Origin of the sequence: Archangium sp. Cb G35, from assembly GCF_001896145.1 — a bacterium.
Lineage (GTDB): Bacteria > Myxococcota > Myxococcia > Myxococcales > Myxococcaceae > Archangium > Archangium violaceum.
The window spans coordinates 32467-50097 of sequence record NZ_MPOI01000024.1 but is presented as its reverse complement, the minus strand read 5'-3'; the positions used below and the strand labels follow the sequence as shown (position 1 = coordinate 50097).

The following is a 17631-nucleotide window of genomic DNA, read 5'->3' as shown; positions in this document are numbered from 1 at the left end:
GGTGAGGGTCTTCCTCTCGCCCTGGCCATGACAGGACATCATGGACACGAACAACACTTCCTCCCTGACCGGCTTCGGCGCGGGCAAGGTCATCCTGCTGGGCGAGCACAGCGTGGTGTATGGCTACCCGGCGCTCGCGGGCCCCCTGTCGCGTGGCGTGACGGCCAGGGGCGAGCCCTCGAACAAGTGCCAGCTCGTCATTCCGGATGCCCTCATGCCCGAGCAGCGCAAGGTGCTGAAGGCGGCCTTCGCCCGGGCCATGGCGGCGTGCGGCGAGCCCGGGGTGAAGGTGTCGTTCGACACGGATCTGCCGCTGTCCATGGGGCTGGGCAGCTCCGGGGCACTGTCGGTGGCGTGCTCGCGGGTGCTGCTGCAGGCGGCGGGGCGCAAGGCGTCTGCCTCCGAGGTGGCGGCCGTGGCGTGGGAGATGGAGCAGGAGTTCCACGGGACGCCGTCGGGGGTGGATCACACGACGAGCGCCATGGAGCAGCTCATCCTCTACCGCCGCAAGCCGGGCGCGGAGCAGGGCCGGGCCAAGGTGGTGGACAGCCCCAAGCCGCTGAAGCTGGTGGTGGTGATGGCGGGCGCGCGCAGCCCCACGAAACAGACGGTGGGCGCGCTGCGCGAGCGCCAGAAGCGCTGGACCGAGCGCTACCAGCGCATCTTCCGGGAGATCGGCCTGCTGGCGTCCGAGGGAGCCGAGGCGGTGGAGGAGGGTGACCTGGAGGCGCTGGGTGACGTGATGAACGTCAACCACGGCCTGCTCGCGGCGCTGGGCCTGTCCTCGCCGGGCCTGGACGACATGGTGCACCGGCTGCGCAACATGGGCGCGCTGGGCGCCAAGCTCACGGGCGCGGGCGGTGACGGTGGCGCCGTCATCGGCCTCTTCCACGACACGGGGCCGGCGGTGCACGAGCTGACGCGGCTCGGCATCCGGTGCTTCGACAGCCAGCTCGCGGGTCCGCGCGCCGAGGGCACCCGGGGGGCGGCATGAAGGCCACTGTCCGGGCACACCCCAACCTCGCGCTGGTGAAGTACTGGGGGAAGCGGGATGACGCGCTCATCCTCCCCCACCAGTCGAGCCTCTCGATGACGCTGTCGCCGCTGTCGGTGCGGACGACGGTGGCCTTCGGAACTGGCTCGGCGGACGAGGTGGAGCTCAACGGCTACGTGGCCAAGGGCAGCGAGCGCGACCGCGTGCTGCGCGTGCTGGACGCGGTGCGTGCCGAGGCGAAGGGCGCGAAGCTGGGCCCGGCGAAGATGGTGTCGCGCGGGGACTTCCCGGCGTCGGCGGGCCTGGCGAGCAGCGCGGCGGGCTTCGCGGCGCTGGCGGTGGCGGCGCGCGCGGCGGCGGGGCTTCCGGCGGACCCACAGGCCGCGAGCATGCTGGCCCGGTTGGGCAGTGGCTCGGCGTGCCGCAGCGTGCAGGGCGGCTTCTGCGAGTGGATGCGCGGCGAGCGCCCGGATGGCACGGACAGCTACGCGGTGCAGCGCTTCGACGAGAAGCACTGGCCGGAGCTGCGCATGGTGGTGGCCATCGTCAGCCGCGACGAGAAGGAAGTGAAGTCGCGCGACGGCATGAAGAACGCCGTGGAGACGAGCCCGTACTACCCGGCATGGGTGAAGGACGCCGAGGTCGAGGTGGTGCGCGCCCGCGAGTTCCTCGCGAAGAAGGACCTGCAGGCACTGGGCGAGATGTGCGAGCGCAACGCGTGGAGGATGCACGCCACGTCGCTCGCGGCGGATCCTCCGCTCTGCTACCTGATGCCGAAGACGCTGGAGCTGATCCACTCCCTGCGCGAGCAGCGGAAGAAGGGCGTGCCGGTGTGGTTCACGCTGGACGCGGGGCCCAACCCCTGCATCCTGACGGACGCGGCGCACGAGCTGGCGGCCGAGGCGGCGGCGATGGCCTGCGGAGCCACCGAGGTGGTGCGGTGCGTGCCGGGCGGTGATGCGACGTTGCTGGCGGAGCACCTCTTCTGATGGAACGCGCGCTCTCGGCACCGGGGAAGCTGTTCGTGTCCGGCGAGTACGCCGTGCTGTGGGGCGGTGTGTCGCGCGTGGCGGCGGTGGGCCCGCGGACGGCGGCCCTGGTGCGCCGGCGCTCGGACAGCCTGGTGCACGTGTGCGTGGAGGAGGGGACGCTGTCGGGGCGGACGACGCCTCGGGGCGTGAAGTGGGACCGGGAGGTGCCGCCGGGCTTCTCCTTCGTGGCGCGCACGCTGGACGAGGCGCTGCGGCTGCACGGGCGCGAGTCGGTGGGCTTCGATCTGGCGGTGTCGCCGTCGGCGGTGGATGCCAACGGGCGCAAGCTGGGCATGGGCGGCAGCGCGTGCGCCACGGTGCTGGCGGCGGACGCGGTGCGCTTCGTGCTGGAGGAGAAGTTCGACGCGCTGAAGGTGGCGCTCGTCTCGCACGCGGCGGCGCAGGGCGGGAAGGGCAGCGGCGGTGACGTGGCCGCGAGCTACGCGGGCGGCGTGGTGCGCTACCGGCGCTACGAGGTGTCGGGGCTCATCGAGGCGTCGAGCGCGGGAGGCTATCGCGCGGCGCTGGACGCGGCTCCCACGGTGGACGTGTGGCGGCTGCCGGTGCCCAAGGTGTCCCTGGGGTATGCCTTCACGGGGGAGAGCGCCTCGACGCGGGTGCTCATCTCGCAGGTGGAGGCGAAGATGGGCGAGGCGGGGCGCCGGGCCTTCGTGGAGCGCTCGGACACGCTGGGGCACGAGATTGAAGTGGGCCTCGGGGGAGGGGACTTCCGAGCCTTCTCCGAGGCCGTGCGAGAGCAGCACGCGCTGCTCCAGGAGTTGGGCCCGCTGGAGACCGAGCCGATGCACCGGGTGCTGGCGATGGCGTCGGCGTACGGGTGCGTGGGCAAGCAGTCGGGCGCCGGAGGCGGAGACGGGTGCATCCTGTTCGCCCCGGACGCGGAGAAGCGGGCCGCGCTGCTGGAGGGCATCCGCGCGCGGGGCTTCCACACGCTGGAGCTCGATGTGGAGCCCGGTGTGCGCGGCGAGGCCCAGCCGGACGCGCGGCTGCGCGCGTGGCTCGACGCCTCACGGTGACCATCCCTCACGCGTGCACTTCGCGGCTCGGGCGCAACGAGAGCTGCCCGGCCCGGCGCGCTGTCATGAGTGACAGGCCGGCCACGGCGAGCCCCACGATGACGTTGTGCGCGGTGGGGAGCATTTGGTCCCCGTAGCCGAGTACGAACGCCGAGGCGGCGAGCCACAGCCCGAGCGCGGTGTCGACGAAGCGGAAGGCTGGAATGGAGTCGGCCACCAGCACGAAGAGGAAGAGGCAGAGGCCCACGGTGACGGTGTTGGCCCTCGCGTGCGGTGAGTCGAAGCCGAGGATGAGCGGCGCGACCATGAGCCAGAGGGACAACAGGATGTTCGGCCAGCGAGCCCTCATGGGGGCCTCCTTGCGGTGTGAGGTCTGCCCGACAAGGTGGGGCGTGCTCCCTGACGCCAGCAAGACAGGGCAGGGGCCGGTCCTGGGACGGACAAGGGAGCGGGACCAGGGCTCGCCGGCCGTGCCCCTGCGGAGCATGATGGGAGGCATCCCATGAGGAACACGTCCCATCACCTGTTGCTGCTCGTGTCGTTCGCCGCCTTCCTGGGGTTTCCGGGAGGGGCGGTGGCGGGTTCTCCCGAGCCTCGTCCACCCACGAAGGATGAGCGGGCCCGCTACCCGTGGCTCTCCGCGGATCGCTCCGTCCGCCCGCTCGCCGAGGCCATTCCGCCTCCGTCCGGCTACACGCGGGTGGCCGTCGAGGACGGGTCCTTCGGGGCGTGGCTGCGGGGTCTTCCGCTGCGTCCCGAGGGCTCGCCCGTGCAGGACTTCGGGGGGCAGGACATCCTGGCCGGAGACCATGCCGCCCTCGCCGCGGTGGCCGAGTTGGATGTGGGCTCGGCCAACCTCCAGCAGTGCGCGGACTCCATCATCCGCCTCCACGCCGAGTGGCAGTGGTCCCGAGGCCAGAAGGAGCGCATCGCCTACCGCTTCACCAGCGGGGACCTGGCCTCCTGGACGCGTTACGCGGCGGGAGATCGCGCCCGGGTCTCCGGTTCCAAGGTGTCGTGGGTGAAGAGCGGTCCGGTGGATGGCTCGCGGTCCTCGTTCCGCGCGTACCTGGACCTGGTCTTCACCTACGCGGGCACGTTGTCCCTGGCCAGCGAGAGGCAGCGCCCCAAGCGCGGGGATCTGCGCCCGGGTGACTTCTTCGTGCTGGGCGGCAGCCCGGGGCATGCGGTGCTGGTGCTGGACGTGGCGCGCAACGCGAAGGGCGAGCGGGTGGCGCTGCTCGGCCAGGGCTTCATCCCGGCGCAGGACTTCCACGTGCTGTCGCCGGGAGAGGAGGGGCCCTGGTTCTCGCTGGAAGGAGAGGAAGTGGCCACGCCCTTCTGGAAGCCCTTCCCCTGGCCGTCCCTGCGCCGATTCCCGGCGCCCTAGCCTCCGCGCACGCTCCCCGGGCGAGCAATCGTCCGCGTCTGCCCATGCCCCGGTGCACCGTTTAGCTTGAAGGTGTCATGTCCATCGGGCCGAAAACAGGGCGTGTTTCCACCCCTTGGCGGCCCGTGGCCATCTACGCCGTGGTCGCCGGGTTGTGGATCCTCCTCTCCGACGTCCTGCTCGCGGGGATGGTGCGGGGCCTGGGCGTTTTCGTTCAGGTGCAGGTCCTCAAGGGGTGGCTGTATGTCGCCGCCACCTCGGTCCTGCTGTACGCCCTCATCCGCAAGGACACCGCCGCCCTCCGCGAGTCCGAGGCCCGTCACCGGGCGAGCCTGGAGAGCATGGCCGACGCCCTCTTCCTCGTCGATTCCCACGGGAAGATCCTGGAGGCGAACAAGGCCGTGTTGACGCTGTTCGGGCTGGAGGAGGCCGGGATGCCGGTGGAGCTCCAGCGGTTCATCGAGCTGCTCGACATCCGTCATCCGGATGGAAGCCTGTTCGCCTGGGACTCGCTGCCCAGTCAGAGGGCCTTGAGAGGCGAGACGGTCCGCGAGGAGGAGCTCCTGGCCCGGCGGGCCAACGGAACGCAGCTCCACCTCAGCGCGACGGCGTCTCCGGTCGTCACGGAAGCGGGGCAGGCACCGGAGCTGGCGGTGGTGGTGTTGCGCGACCTCTCCGCGCTCAAGCGCCTGGAGAGGATGCGCGATGAGTTCATCTCCACCGCAGCCCATGAGCTGCGCACGCCCATCACCACCATCAAGGGCTACGCCCAGCTCCTGGATCGCTGGACTCCGGGCGGGCACGAGCCTCGTGAGGGCAAGGCGTTCCGGATCCTCAATCGCCAGAGTGATCGGCTCACCCAGTTGGTGCAGGAGTTGCTCGAGGTCTCCCGGCTCCAGCTCGGCCGGCTCGAGTTGCGGCGCCAGCGCTTCGAGCTGGGTGAACTGGTGGCGGACGTGCTCGAGCGCATGCAGGGTGTGTCCTCCCGGCACAGGTTCGTGCTGCACCAGGAGGGCCATGTGTTCGTGGACGCGGACCAGGAGCGGATCGATCAGGTGCTCGTCAATCTGTTCGACAACGCGATCAAGTACTCGCCCGAGGGGGGAGACATCGAGGTCCGGGTGTGGGTCCGGGAGGGCTTGGGAGTGGTGTCGATCCGGGACTCGGGGATGGGCATCCCCAAGGAGCGCCAGGGCCAGCTCTTCGAGCGTTTCTACCGCGCCCATGCCGGGCTCGAGACGGACCGCGGAGGCATGGGAATCGGCCTGCACCTGAGCGAGCAGATCGTCCAGCGGCACGGCGGCCGCATCTGGTTCGAGAGCGAGGTGGGGAAGGGCTCGACCTTTTCGTTCAGCCTCGCATTGGCACCACGGCAGGCCGGACAGGAGCAGGAGGCGCGGGTGTGAACCCAGGGGGCGTGGCACCCTCACCCCGTCCCTCTCCCGAGGGGAGAGGGGAAGGTGCTCAGAACATGTGGCCGAAGTTCAGGTAGATGCGGTGGCGGCCCGTCTCCGGGGACATGGCCCAGTCGAAGCGCACCACCGCGGCTCGCCGCGCCAGCCGCAGACCCGCGCCCACGCCCGGGTGCCACTTCCACCACGGTCCGTTGTCCACCCCCGGGTGCCACACCCGCCCCAGGTCCACGAAGCCCACGGCCCCCGCGATCACCGGCGCGCCGAACAGGTTGAAGTCGAAGGCCCGGTACCGCAGCTCCGTGTTCGTGAACGCCTTGATGTTGCCCGCGAACCGGTTGCGCTCGATTCCGCGCACGCTGCTCATGCCTCCAATGCCCTCGGAGGTGCTCACGCCGCCCGTGTTCACCCACTCGAAGAAGGGCACCTGGCCGAACAGCATGTCCAGCGTCACCCGCTGCGCCAGGATGAAGCGCGGGCCCAGCTGCCAGTAACGCCGCTCGCTCAGCGTCACGCCCGCGTACTGGTAGCGGCTGCCAGTGGCACTGCCCGACACGCGCAGGCTCACCTCCTCCACACCACCGCGGACCGGGTCCGACTCGTTGTCGCGCGTGTCCCAGAGCACGCCCGCGGTGATCTGCCCCGTGGCGCCTCCCTGGATGCCCTCGGGCTTGCTCTCCTCCAGCACCGAGGCCTCGAACGGATCCACTTCCGTGTACCGCCACGAGTAGCCCACGTAGGACTGGAAGGGGTGGTTCTCTCCCCAGGGCCGGCCACGCAGGCGAAACCACGCACCCGGTGCGTTCTTCGTGTAGTTGTATCGCTCCTGCGTCTCGTCGCCGTTGAAGTCCTGCGCGGACACGTTGCCCGCCCCGTAGAAGGGGCTGCGCAGCTCGCGCCGGTACTCCAGGCGGAACTCCAGACGCATGGGGCCGATGAGCCGCGGCCCGTCGTAGCGCAGGTAGTGGCTCTGCTGGCCCCGGCTGGTGAACATCGCCTGGAGGGAGATGGCGTGCCGGTAGGGGATGTAGCCGGGTGAATACAGGTAGGCGCCGGCCACGCCGCCATACGTGAAGCCCTGGTCCGAGTTGTAGCTCACCAAAGGGATCGCGATGGCGTCGATGCCCTTCTCCTTCTTCGCCGGCTGTTCCGCGGGCGCGGAGGCCGTGGGCGCGGCGGGAAGGGCATTCGTCGGGGCGGTGGCCAGCGTTGTCAGCAGCAGCGCGGTCGTGAGCATCACCGCTCAAGGTGCCATGCGAAGAAGGGGAGGGACCATCTCGACGTTCAGGAGCCTTGCCCGTCTGGCTGCCCTCCTGCGGACCGCCCGGGAATACCCACCCGGCTCGTGTCCTCCCGCGTGCGCATATCTGGAGCGCATCTTGGTGCTGGGGGGAGGGGAGACGAGACCGTGAAAGAAGTCATCAACCCGCAGTTGCAGGCGTGGGCTCGAGACTACGTGTGGCGTGTGGGGTCGAAGGTCGGCCCATTGTCGTCTTCACGCCATCGCAAGTTGCTCGCCGTCCATCTGGACGGCGTACCCAAGGCCCACCTGGACGAGGCCGTCCGCACTGGGCGGATGCCCTTCTTGTCCAGGCTGGTGACCTCGGGAACCTACGCGTTGGACGGGGCGTTCTGGGGCTCGCCTGCCTCCACGCCCTTCTTCCAGGCGGGCTTCCTCTACGGTCTGCGCCATCCCAACCTGCCGGCCTACACCTGGTTCGACCGGGAGCTCGGCCGCAAGGTGCAGATGAACACGCCCACGGACACGATCGCCGTGGAGTCGCGGCTGGGCTGCCGCCCCGGCTCCAGTCTGCTGTCCGGGGGCGGGCACACGTACTTCTCGCTCTTCCAGGCCGGCGCCAACAATCGTCTCTGCATGAGCGCGCTGGCCAGCTACAAGGTCATGGTCCGCGGCTTCAAGTACGAGATGGAGGGCATCCTCGCGGCCCGTACGCAGACGCCGTTCTCGTACATCCGCTCGCTCGGGCGCGACGCGTGGAATTCCTTCACGGAGATCTACCGCTGGGCCCGCGCGCTCCGCGACTGGCGCCATGAGAGCGGCTTCCTCATGAGCCGCGTCCTGCTGCAGCGGCTCGGGTGGAGCTTCGCGCACACCAAGGCCCTGGTGGACATGGTGCGCGGCGTGCCCTCCGTCTACCTCGTCTACGGCAACTATGACGAGGTGGCCCACCGCCGCGGTCCACGCTCGGAGCAGGCCATGGAGGAGCTGCGGCGCGTGGACGCCTACCTCGCCGAGCTCTACGCCGTGGCCCAGGCGGTGGAGCCCGGCTACGACCTCATCTTCCTCACGGACCACGGCCACGTGGACAGCCACCCCATCGAGCAGCGCGGGGACCGCCAGCGTCTGGAGGACATCCTCCTGCGCGGCGCGCCGCTGCCCCTGTCCGAGGACATCGCGCGGGCGCTGCTCGACGGCCGCCCACACCCGGTGGACGCGCCCCATGCGCCGCAGGAGCCGGTGGTCATCGAGTCCGGCAACTTCTCCCACGTCTACCTGACGCGCGAGCGCGAGCCGCTCGAGGCCGCGCAGTTGGTGGCACGCCACCCGGAGGTGCTCGCGAGGGCCATGGGCCATCCGGACATCGCCATCGTGGCACTGCGCCGGGGTGACTCGGCGGTGGCCATCATCGGCGGCGGGGTGTACGGGCCGCATGAGATCGACAGCGCGCCGCTGGACGGGGAGTTCTCGCGCCGCGCGGTGGCGGACTTCCTGCGCGAGCTGCCCCACATGCCCACCGCGGGAGACCTGGTCCTCTACGGCCAGGCGGTGTCCAAGGGCGGCACGGTGGGCTTCGCCTGGGAGTTCGGCTCGCACGGCGGCCTCACGCGCACGGAGACGAACAGCGTCATCTGCTGGCCAACGAACCTCCCGGTGGACCTGTCCGGACTCAGCCACGTCACGCAGTTGCACGAGCGGCTGTCCGAGGTGTACCGCGACGGCGCCCGGCCCGTGGTGGGTCCGGAGCGCTCGGAGGAGAGGTGGGCGGAGGCGACATGATGCCGCCGGCGGGCCGGACGTTCCTCAAGGCGTTGGCGGTGGTGGTGGGGGTGGTGCTGTCCGTCGTCCTCATCACCAGCGTCTTCTTCCAGTTGAACCCGCGTGGGGCCGGGCCGCTGCTCGTCCCTCGTTTCCCGCTGGAGAAGCTCATCCGCGACCTGCCGGGCCACCTGCGGTGGCTCATCCCCTTCATGCTGCTCTCCGCGGCCATCATCCCGCTGCGGGCGGTGCAGTGGCAGAGGACGCTGAGCAAGCCCGTCCCCCTGCTCGAGCGCTACCACCTGGTGGCCATTGGCGCCTTCACCCACAACGCGGTGCCCGGGAAGCTCGGGGACGTCATGCGCTCGTTCCTGATGTCGCGCACCCAGCGGATTCCGTTCCTCCAATCCCTGGGCTCGGTGCTGGTGTGCAAGCTGCTGGAGTTCGCCGCGCTGATGGGGCTGTTGGCCGTGTCCTTCCTCGGGCCCTTTGGCGAGACGATGTCCGGGTTCGCCGGCCCGCTGCGGATCGCCGTGGGGGTGTGCGTGGGACTGGTGGTGCTGGTGGTGCTGCTGGCCCACTACGCACTGCCGCTGGCCCGCTGGTTGGAGCGCAAGCACCGGTTGCCGCGGGCGCGGCACCTGCTGGGGCATATGTCCGAGGGGCTGGGCACCGCGCGCAGCTTCCGGGGCATGGCCAAGGCGCTGCTCTTCTCCGTGGGGCCGGTGCTGGCACCCGCCCTGGCCTATGGGTTCGCCCTCCGGGCCATTGGTGTGCGCGGAGGCCTCTTCGCCGGTGCCGTCATCCTGGGGGCCATCGCGCTCGGCCAGGCGCCCGGGGTGCCGGCGGGCACGGGCATCTACTTCGGGGTGACGAGCGGGGTGGCGAGAAACCTGCTGGGGGCCACGGCCGAGGACGCGGCGGCCTTCGCCCTCCTCACCTGGCTGGGTACCGTGATGAGCCAGGTGGTGGTGGGCGCGCTCTCCGTCCGTTTCCGGGGCATCCGGCTGAAGGATCTCCGCAAGGGCGGCAGCCTGGCGCGAGAGGCCACCAGCCACGTGGCCCACGAGGCCGTGCAACCCGTCCACACACCGGGCTGAGGCAGGGGAGTGCTGAAAAAGAAAAAGGCCCCGACTTTTCAGTCGGGGCCTTCTTCAGTGCCCAGGAGAGGACTCGAACCTCCATGCCCTTGCAGGCGCTAGACCCTGAATCTAGTGTGTCTACCAATTCCACCACCTGGGCAGGCGGTGCGTCTCGCTCGGCGGTGCGTTGCGTCGCGTTGACGGGAGCGGTGTATAGATGCCTGAACCGTCCCCGTCAAGCACATGTTTCAACGTCACTTCTTCAGCGGCCATTTCCCTTCGGACTCGAGCCGGCGCCGGATGGCGGGGTTCTCATCCATGTAGGCCGTGAGGGACTCCTCTGTAATCTCCACGGCGATGTCCTCATTCCCCAGCTCGGTCTGGCAGGACAGGCGGGAGTACGGGCGCACGTCGAAGCCCATGTCCAGCCGGTCCATCTCCTGGTCCGTCTGCTCGGAGAGTGACTCGAGGCCCTTGCGCACCCAGATGTGGCAGGTGGAGCAGGCGCAGACCCCGCCGCAGGAGTGACCCACCTGGGCACCGGCCTTCTCGGCGGCGTCCAGCAGGGTGGTCCCCGTCGACACCTCCACGGTGACGTCTTGCAGGGGGCTCTTGAAGTGGACCTTGGGCACGTCAGAACTCCTCGACCGAATGGCCCGCGACGACCTTCGTCAGGGCCTGGTTCATCACCCGCTCGACGAACGGCTTGCACACGTCGTCCAGGGCATGGATGGCTTCCTTGAGGGCGTGGTGGTCGTTCCCCTGGGCCACCTCGCGCACCTTCGCCATGGCGGCCTCGATGGGCGCCCGCTCGCCCTCCGCCAGCAGCTCCCCGTGCTCGCCGAGCTGGCGCTGGGCCTCGGTGAGGACGCGCTCGGCCTCCACCCGCTGCTCGCGCAGCTGGCGCACCTGCACGTCATCCTCGGCGTGGTCGATGGAGTCGAGCAGCATGTTCTCGATCTCCTCGTCCGTGAGCCCGTGGCTGGGCTTCACCGTGATGGACTGGGTGGTGCCGGTGCTCTGCTCCTTCGCCGTGACGGCGAGGATGCCATCCGCGTCCACCTGGAAGCGCACCTCCACGCGAGCCATACCGGCGGGCATGGGAGGAATGCCACTCAGCGTGAAACGGGCGAGGCTGCGGCAGTCCTCCACCAGCTCGCGCTCGCCCTGGAGCACGTGGACGTCCAGGCCCGTCTGCCCGTCCTTGAAGGTGGTGAAGATCTGGGCCGCGGCGGTGGGGATGGTGGAGTTGCGCTGAATCAGCTTCTCCACCAGGCCACCCATCGTCTCCAGGCCGAGCGACAGGGGAATGACGTCCAGCAGGAGCACCTCGTCCTGCCGGTCCACGTTGGTGAGCAGGTCCGCCTGCACCGCCGCCCCGAGGGCCACCACCTGGTCCGGGTCGATGTCGCTGAGCGGCTCGCGGCCGAACTGTTCGGCGACGAAGCGGCGCACGGCGGGCACCCGGGTGGCGCCGCCCACGAGGATGACGCCGTCCAGCTCCGAGGCCGTCACGCCCGCGTCCTTGAGGGCCCGGCGGCACACCACGCCCGTCTTCTGGATGAACGGGCGGATCCACTCCTCGAAGTCCGAGCGCTTCAGCGTCTGCCGGTGCGAGCCCACGGTGAGCTCCACCTCGGGCGCATCGGTGAGGGCCTCCTTGGCCTTGCGCGAGGCGGCCAGCACCTCGGCCACCAGGGACGGGGTGGGGGAGGACTGGCCCAGGGCCTCCAGCACACGCTGGGCGATGGCCCGGTCGAAGTCGTCGCCGCCGAGCGCCGAGTCACCGCCGGTGGACTTCACCTCGAAGATGCCCTCCACCAGCTTGAGGATGGAGACGTCGAAGGTGCCGCCGCCGAGGTCGTACACCGCGTAGGTGCCCTGGCTGCCCTTGTCGAGCCCGTAGGCGAGCGCCGCCGCGGTGGGCTCGTTGAGCAGGCGCAGCACCTCGAGACCCGCGAGCCGGCCCGCGTCCTTGGTGGCCTGTCGCTGGGCGTCGTCGAAGTAGGCGGGCACGGTGATGACGGCCTGCTCCACCCGGCCCGAGAAGTGGCTCTCCGCGCGGCGCTTGAGGGCGCGCAGGATTTCGCCGGACACCTCGATGGGCGTCACCGGCTGGCCACCGGCCACCTCGAAGCGCACCACCTTGCCGCCGCTGGCGAACTTGTAGGCCCCCAGCTTGCGCGTCTCCGCGTCCTCCGGGCTGCGGCCCATGAAGCGCTTCACGGAGACGATGGTGTCCGTGGGGTGCTCGGGCGCGAGCGTCTTCGCCCGTGCGCCCACCACCACGCCACCGTCCTTCCCGTAGTGCACCACCGAGGGCAGGAGGTTGGACTCGCCCTCGTCCGCCGCCAGGCACCGGGGCTTGCCCTGGATGACGCTCGCCACCAGCGAGTTCGTCGTTCCCAGGTCGATCCCCACCGCGTACCCCTTGGGCTTGAGGGGATCATGAATCTGCAGGTAGCCGTTCTTGCTCACGACAGCATCTCCTCCTCGAACGTCTCCACCTGCTCGAGGAAGCGCGTGAAGTACCTCACCCGTCCCAGCGCGTGCGACGCCTTTTTCACCGATGACTCGACCGGAGGGCCCTTTTCCAGGGTGCGCAGCGTGTCCACGGCCTCCTGGAGGGCGGCCTTGCGCCGCGTCTCCACGTCCGTGGCCATCTTCCGCGCCCGCTCCACGTCCTTCGTGTCCATCGCCTCGTCGAGCGCCTCGCGCAGCTCCATGACCTCCTCGAGGAACTCGAGGGGCATGTCCTTCTGCGCTCCGGCGTCCTCCCGCTCGAGGTCCACCCCGTGCAGCTTCAACAGGTAGAAGGCCCGCCTGGTGGGATCCTTGAGCGTCTTCGACGCATCGTTGAGCGCCGTCGTCTGCTCCAGGGACAGCCGGCGCTCACGCGCCTCCGCCTGCGCGAAGCGGTCCGGGTGCAGCTTCAGCGACAGCTCCCGGTACTGGCGCTCCAGCGCCGCCACGTCCACGTCGTACGTCCGGGGGAGACCGAAGACGTCGAAGTGGGTCGCTCCCGGCGGCCGCGCCGCGATCTTCCCGCAGTCCGGGCAGAACGGGCGTCCCTGCGTGTCCTTCTCACAGTTCCAGCACTTCACTTCGGTGTCCCCCTTCCGGGGCAAAATCAAAGGGCCCGGCTTTCCGCGGCCGAGCCCCCAGTGACTCTCTCATCCCGAGGTTCAACCTGGGATGTTCGATACCCTCACCCCGACCCTCTCCCGGAGGGCGAGGGGATGTGACCACGGAGGGGTGTTGGTCAGCACATCAGACGGAGAAGCTCTCGCCGCAGCCGCACGAGCCCTTCACGTTCGGGTTGTTCAACTTGAACCCCGAGGCCATCAGCGTCGACTCGTACACGATCTCCGTGCCGAGCAGATACAGGTAGCTCTTCGGATCCACGAACACCCGCACCCCGTCCCGCTCGAAGATCTTGTCCTTCTCGCGCGGCTTCTCCGCCCACTCCATCACGTACGCCAGCCCCGAGCACCCGCCTCCCCTCACCGCGATGCGCAACCCCGCCTCGGGCGTCTGCCGCTCCGCCAGCAGCTTCTTGAGCTGCTCCACCGCATTGTCATGCAGCGTGATGCCTCTCGCCGGCTTCGCGGCCGGGGCGGCAGGCGCCGTCTGCGTCGGACTCGTCTGTGTAGTCGCCTGCTCGTTCATCACGTGCCTCCTCCTTCAACCGTCCTGCTCAGGCCTTCTGCTGCCGGGACTCGCGCTTCTTCTTGAAGTCCTCGATCGCCGCCTTGATGGCGTCCTCGGCCAGCACCGAGCAGTGGATCTTCACCGGCGGCAGCGCCAGCTCGCGGGCCACGTCCTTGTTGGAGATGGTCATCGCCTGGTCCACCGTCTTGCCCTTCACCCACTCGGTCACCAGCGAGCTGGACGCGATGGCCGAGCCACACCCGAACGTCTTGAACTTGGCGTCCTCGATGATGCCCTCGTCGGTGATCTTCAGCTGCAGGCGCATCACGTCGCCGCACGCCGGAGCGCCCACCAGGCCCGTGCCCACGTTCGGGTCGGCCTTGTCGAGCGTGCCGACATTGCGGGGGTTCTCGTAGTGGTCGATGACTTTGTCGCTGTAGGCCATGCGTCTTTCCTTACCTATATGAAGCCGTGTCAGCGGGTCCGTTACCCGGCGGCCAGGCCGGGGCTGGGAGCCCGTTCGCCCTCCACTCAGGGGAGGGCTCGAAAGAGGGCTAGTGCGCCGTCCACTCGATGCTCTTCAGGTCGATGCCTTCCTTGGCCATCTCGTACAGAGGGCTCATCTCGCGCAGGCGGTTCACCTTGTCCACCATGAGCTTGATGACGAAGTCGACCTCCTCCTCGGTGTTGAAGCGGCCGAGGCCGAAACGGATGGAGCTGTGCGCCAGCTCCTCCTCCACGCCGCACGCGCGCAGCACGTACGAGGGCTCCAGCGACGCCGAGGTGCACGCCGAACCCGAGGACACCGCCACGTCCTTGATGGCCATCATCAGCGCCTCGCCCTCGACGTAGGCGAACGAGATGTTGAGGTTGCCCGGCAGCCGGTGCTCCATCGAGCCGTTCACCGTCACCATGTCCAGCTGGTCCATGATGCCCTTGCGCAGCTTCTCGCGCAGGCGGAGCAGGCGCGCGGACTCGTCGGCCATCTCCAGGCGGGCGATCTCCGCCGCCTTGCCGAAGCCCACGATGGCCGCCACGTTCAGCGTGCCCGAGCGCATGCCACGCTCATGGCCGCCGCCGTCGATGATGGGGGCGATGCGCACGCGCGGCTTGCGGCGCACGTAGAGCGCACCCACGCCCTTGGGGCCGTACATCTTGTGCGAGGTGATGGACGCGAGGTCCACGTTCATCTCCTCCACGTTGAAGGGCACCTTGCCGATTCCCTGCACCGCGTCGCAGTGGAAGAGGATGCCGCGCTGGCGGCACAGCTTGCCGATCTCCGCCACCGGCTGCACGGTGCCGATCTCGTTGTTGGCCAGCATGATGGAGACCAGGATGGTCTTGTCCGTCATGGCCGCCTCGAGCTTCTTCAGATCGATCCGGCCGTCCTTCTCCACCTCGAGGTAGGTGACGCGCGCGCCGCCGGTGGGCATCTCCGCCCACTGCCGGTACACCGGGTCGCTGTCGAGGTCGTGCTTGATGGACAGCTCGGCGAGGTTGTCGCGCGACACGGGCGCGCCGGTGAGCTGGGACAGCCGCATCAGCTTCAGCTCGTCCAGCCGCTCCTGGCGCACGCGCTCCAGGCGCTTGCAGGTGTCGAGCACCGCCTTGTGCTCGGTCTTCAGGGTGATGATGTGGTCACCCTTGTCCTTGTAGAACTCGACCACGCCCTTGATGGCGAGGTTGTCGGACTCGGTGGCGCCCGAGGTGAAGACGAGCTCCTTCTCGGACGCGCCGATGAGCGCCGCCACCTGCTTGCGCGCCTGCTCCACCGCCGCCTCGGCCTTCCAGCCGAAGGGGTGGTTGCGCGACGCGGCATTGCCGAAGTCCTCGCGCAGGTACGGCATCATCGCCTCCAGCACCCGCGGATCCATCGGGGTGGTGGCGTGGTTGTCCATGTAGATGGGCAGCTTCAGCATCTCGGTAAACCTTCCGGGCGGCTGTCTGTCCGCTCGCCGCGAGGGCCGGATAACCCCGCGTGCTTCCTAGGTGCGCCTACATGGACACACCTAATGTGGACTGGAACGGTCAAATATAAAAGAGGGCTCCCCCGGTCAAGACGACATGCGGGGCGGGCCTTCCAGCCTCCATCAACCACGAATCGGACCGATTCAGTCCACTATACATGGAGTGAGCCGGAGCGGCGCGCTCCACTTTGGAGCGGGTGGGCCAGGGTGGAACACCCCGCGGGGCCAAGTGCGCGATTTCAGGGCAGCGAGGGGTTGGCCGACAGACTGCAATTCGGGGACTCCGAGAGATTTCGGAGGGAGCACCGATGAGCACGAACGAGAAGCGGGCCGTGAAGCTGAACGCCGTGGGGGCCATGGAGCTGTCGGTGGGCGGGAAGAACGAGCTGGTGCGGAGCGGAGGGGGCGAGCCGCCGCATGGGGACGAGCCGCGCCGGTACTCGCAGGCGGGGTGGCGGGCGGGCAAGCCGGAGGAGGACCCGGAGAAGATGAAGAAGTGGGGTCTGGTGACGGCGAGGCCGAGCGAGTTCCTCATCCACATGCGGCGAGGCCGGGTGCGGGAGGTGAGCGGGCAGGGCGCCTCGTGCTTCAAGCTGCCGGGCGACGCGGTGGCCATCGTGCCGACGAGCGTGCAGCGGCTGCAGTTCACCGCGGACCAGGTGACGAACGAGAAGGTCGGCGTGCAGGTGACGGGCCTGGCGGTGTACCGGATTGTCGATCCGCTGGTGGCCTTCCGGATGCTGAACTTCTCCTTCCCGGAGCGGGCGCAGCAGAAGCTGGCGGAGCTGCTGCGGGAGATGTTCGTGGGTGCGGTGCGGCGCCTGGTGGCGAACCTGTCGGTGGAGGAGTGCCTCTCCAAGCGCAAGGAGGGCATCGCCACGGAGCTGATGAAGGAGATCGCTCCGGTGGTGTCGGGGAAGGGGAGGCCGGAGGACCGGACGGATTCTGGGTGGGGCGTGGTCCTGGACACGATTGAGATCCAGGACGTGCGGGTGCTGTCGGAGACGGTGTTCGCGAACATGCAGGCGCGCTTCCGCGAGGAGCAGGAGCGGGTGGCGCGCGAGGCGGAGCTGGCCAAGGAGCGCTTCATCCAGAGGGAGGAAGCGGAGGCGGAGAGGCAGACGGCGCTGACGCGGCTGGCGACGGAGGAGGAGGTCCGTCACAAGAGGCAGGAGGCGGAGGAGCAGGCGAAGCTGGAGGCGTTGGCGGTCGAGTCGAGGGTGGAGGAGGCGCGGGTCGCGAAGGAGCGGAGCACGCGGCAGGCGCAGGTGACGTTGGAGCGGGAGACGGCGCTGGCGAAGCTGAACGCCGAGCTGGAGGTGAGGGAGCAGAAAGCGAAGGCGGAGGAGGGGCAGAAGCTGGCGGCGCTGGAGGCGGAGCGGAGGATGTCGGAGGCGAAGCTGGCGCAGGAGCGAGCGCTGGCGGCGTCGAAGTCACAGGCGGAGCTGGAGCGGCTGAAGCTGGAGCAGCAGGCGCAGACGGCGAAGCTGACGAACGAGCGCACGGTGGCGGTGGCGAAGGCGCAGGCGGAGCTGGAGCGGCTGAAGCTGGAGCAGGAGGCGGAGGCGGCGCGGCTGGTGCACGAGCGGCAGATGGCGGCGGTGAAGGCGGAGGCGGAACTGGAGAAGATGCACCAGGAGCAGCAGGCGCAGACGGCGCGGCACGGGTCGATGATGGCGGTGTTGCAGCAGGAGGCGGAGCGGGCGAGGGCGCAGGCGAAGGTAGCGGAGGCGCGGTGCGCGATTGCCGAGGCGGAGCTGGCGATGGCGGAGATGGATGCGCGCAAGGCGCGGATCACGCAGGATCCGGAGCTGGCGAAGGTGAGGGCGATGAAGGAGATCGAGAACACGCTATCGCCGGAGGCGATCCAGCTGGTGCTGGCGCAGCAGTTGCCGCAGGTGGCGGCGGCGTTCCAGCAGAAGATGGGGGAGGTGCACGTGACGGCGGTGGATGGGGCGAACCCGTTCGGCTACATCGCGGCGGCGGTGGAGGGAGTGATGGGCCTGGCGCGCTCGGCGGGGCTGCAAGTGCCCGCGGCGGCGAAGAAGGACCAGGCGGTGTAGAACCCC

General features: G+C 69.3%; 16 protein-coding genes and 1 tRNA gene. 8 read left to right on the top strand and 9 right to left on the bottom strand.

The genetic code is table 11. The features are described 5' to 3' along the window. Positions 1-40 precede the first annotated feature (40 nt). From mvk to BO221_RS49505, 3 genes are read left to right on the top strand one after another with little or no spacing between them, the layout of a single operon-like run. Positions 41-994 (top strand): mevalonate kinase, encoded by a 954-nt coding sequence (mvk, locus tag BO221_RS49515; RefSeq protein WP_073567943.1) that lies wholly within the window; start codon positions 41-43, stop codon positions 992-994. After that, positions 991-1983 carry a diphosphomevalonate decarboxylase gene (mvaD, locus tag BO221_RS49510; protein ID WP_073567942.1) on the top strand — a complete coding sequence of 331 codons (993 nt, stop codon included), beginning with the start codon at positions 991-993 and terminating at the stop codon, positions 1981-1983. Before mvk ends, mvaD begins: the two co-directional genes overlap by 4 nt. Then, complete coding sequence (locus tag BO221_RS49505; protein ID WP_073567941.1) at positions 1983-3062, top strand: mevalonate kinase; 1080 nt, start codon at positions 1983-1985, stop codon at positions 3060-3062. Before mvaD ends, BO221_RS49505 begins: the two co-directional genes overlap by 1 nt. A 7-nt stretch (positions 3063-3069) precedes the next feature. On the opposite strand, the gene BO221_RS49500 is transcribed toward BO221_RS49505, so the two are convergent. Continuing rightward, on the bottom strand, positions 3070-3411 hold the full coding sequence (locus BO221_RS49500; protein ID WP_073567940.1) for an SPW repeat protein: 342 nt from the start codon (positions 3409-3411) through the stop codon (positions 3070-3072). Positions 3412-3564: 153 nt separating this feature from the next. Here BO221_RS49500 and BO221_RS49495 point away from each other — a divergent pair, with 153 nt between their 5' ends. Both BO221_RS49495 and BO221_RS49490 read left to right on the top strand, forming a co-directional pair. Further along, complete coding sequence (locus tag BO221_RS49495) at positions 3565-4452, top strand: DUF4846 domain-containing protein (RefSeq protein WP_143196147.1); 888 nt, start codon at positions 3565-3567, stop codon at positions 4450-4452. Between the two features lie 125 nt (positions 4453-4577). After that, positions 4578-5858: a cell wall metabolism sensor histidine kinase WalK gene (locus tag BO221_RS49490; RefSeq protein ID WP_073567939.1), complete on the top strand. Its 1281-nt coding sequence runs from the start codon at positions 4578-4580 to the stop codon at positions 5856-5858. A 58-nt stretch (positions 5859-5916) separates the two neighbouring features. Here the strand turns inward: BO221_RS49490 and BO221_RS49485 are convergent, their stop codons facing one another. Next, positions 5917-7101 (bottom strand): BamA/TamA family outer membrane protein, encoded by a 1185-nt coding sequence (locus BO221_RS49485; RefSeq protein WP_073567938.1) that lies wholly within the window; start codon positions 7099-7101, stop codon positions 5917-5919. Positions 7102-7272: 171 nt separating this feature from the next. Between BO221_RS49485 and BO221_RS49480 the strand changes: the two genes are divergently transcribed. Both BO221_RS49480 and BO221_RS49475 read left to right on the top strand, forming a co-directional pair. Further along, complete coding sequence (locus BO221_RS49480) at positions 7273-8883, top strand: alkaline phosphatase family protein (protein WP_073567937.1); 1611 nt, start codon at positions 7273-7275, stop codon at positions 8881-8883. Next, positions 8880-9962 (top strand): lysylphosphatidylglycerol synthase transmembrane domain-containing protein, encoded by a 1083-nt coding sequence (locus BO221_RS49475; protein WP_073568009.1) that lies wholly within the window; start codon positions 8880-8882, stop codon positions 9960-9962. The genes BO221_RS49480 and BO221_RS49475 overlap by 4 nt, the downstream gene beginning before the upstream one ends. 58 nt (positions 9963-10020) lie before the next feature. On the opposite strand, the gene BO221_RS49470 is transcribed toward BO221_RS49475, so the two are convergent. From BO221_RS49470 to BO221_RS49440, 7 genes are all read right to left on the bottom strand, one after another. Next, positions 10021-10104: transfer RNA gene (locus BO221_RS49470), tRNA-Leu, on the bottom strand. Between the two features lie 94 nt (positions 10105-10198). Next, positions 10199-10576 (bottom strand): 2Fe-2S iron-sulfur cluster-binding protein, encoded by a 378-nt coding sequence (locus BO221_RS49465; RefSeq protein WP_073567936.1) that lies wholly within the window; start codon positions 10574-10576, stop codon positions 10199-10201. 1 nt (position 10577) lies between these two features. Continuing rightward, a complete protein-coding gene (hscA, locus tag BO221_RS49460) occupies positions 10578-12422 on the bottom strand; it encodes a Fe-S protein assembly chaperone HscA (RefSeq protein ID WP_073567935.1) in 1845 nt (614 codons plus the stop codon). Further along, complete coding sequence (hscB, locus tag BO221_RS49455) at positions 12419-12985, bottom strand: Fe-S protein assembly co-chaperone HscB (RefSeq protein ID WP_073568008.1); 567 nt, start codon at positions 12983-12985, stop codon at positions 12419-12421. The genes hscA and hscB overlap by 4 nt, the downstream gene beginning before the upstream one ends. A 229-nt stretch (positions 12986-13214) precedes the next feature. Continuing rightward, on the bottom strand, positions 13215-13613 hold the full coding sequence (locus tag BO221_RS49450) for an iron-sulfur cluster assembly accessory protein (RefSeq protein ID WP_073567934.1): 399 nt from the start codon (positions 13611-13613) through the stop codon (positions 13215-13217). A gap of 28 nt (positions 13614-13641) precedes the next feature. After that, on the bottom strand, positions 13642-14040 hold the full coding sequence (gene iscU / locus BO221_RS49445) for a Fe-S cluster assembly scaffold IscU (protein ID WP_073567933.1): 399 nt from the start codon (positions 14038-14040) through the stop codon (positions 13642-13644). A 109-nt stretch (positions 14041-14149) separates the two neighbouring features. Continuing rightward, on the bottom strand, positions 14150-15514 hold the full coding sequence (locus tag BO221_RS49440; protein WP_073567932.1) for an IscS subfamily cysteine desulfurase: 1365 nt from the start codon (positions 15512-15514) through the stop codon (positions 14150-14152). A 356-nt stretch (positions 15515-15870) separates the two neighbouring features. On the opposite strand from BO221_RS49440, the gene BO221_RS49435 reads away from it, so the two are divergent. Further along, complete coding sequence (locus tag BO221_RS49435; protein ID WP_143196146.1) at positions 15871-17625, top strand: SPFH domain-containing protein; 1755 nt, start codon at positions 15871-15873, stop codon at positions 17623-17625. Positions 17626-17631: the final 6 nt, after the last annotated feature.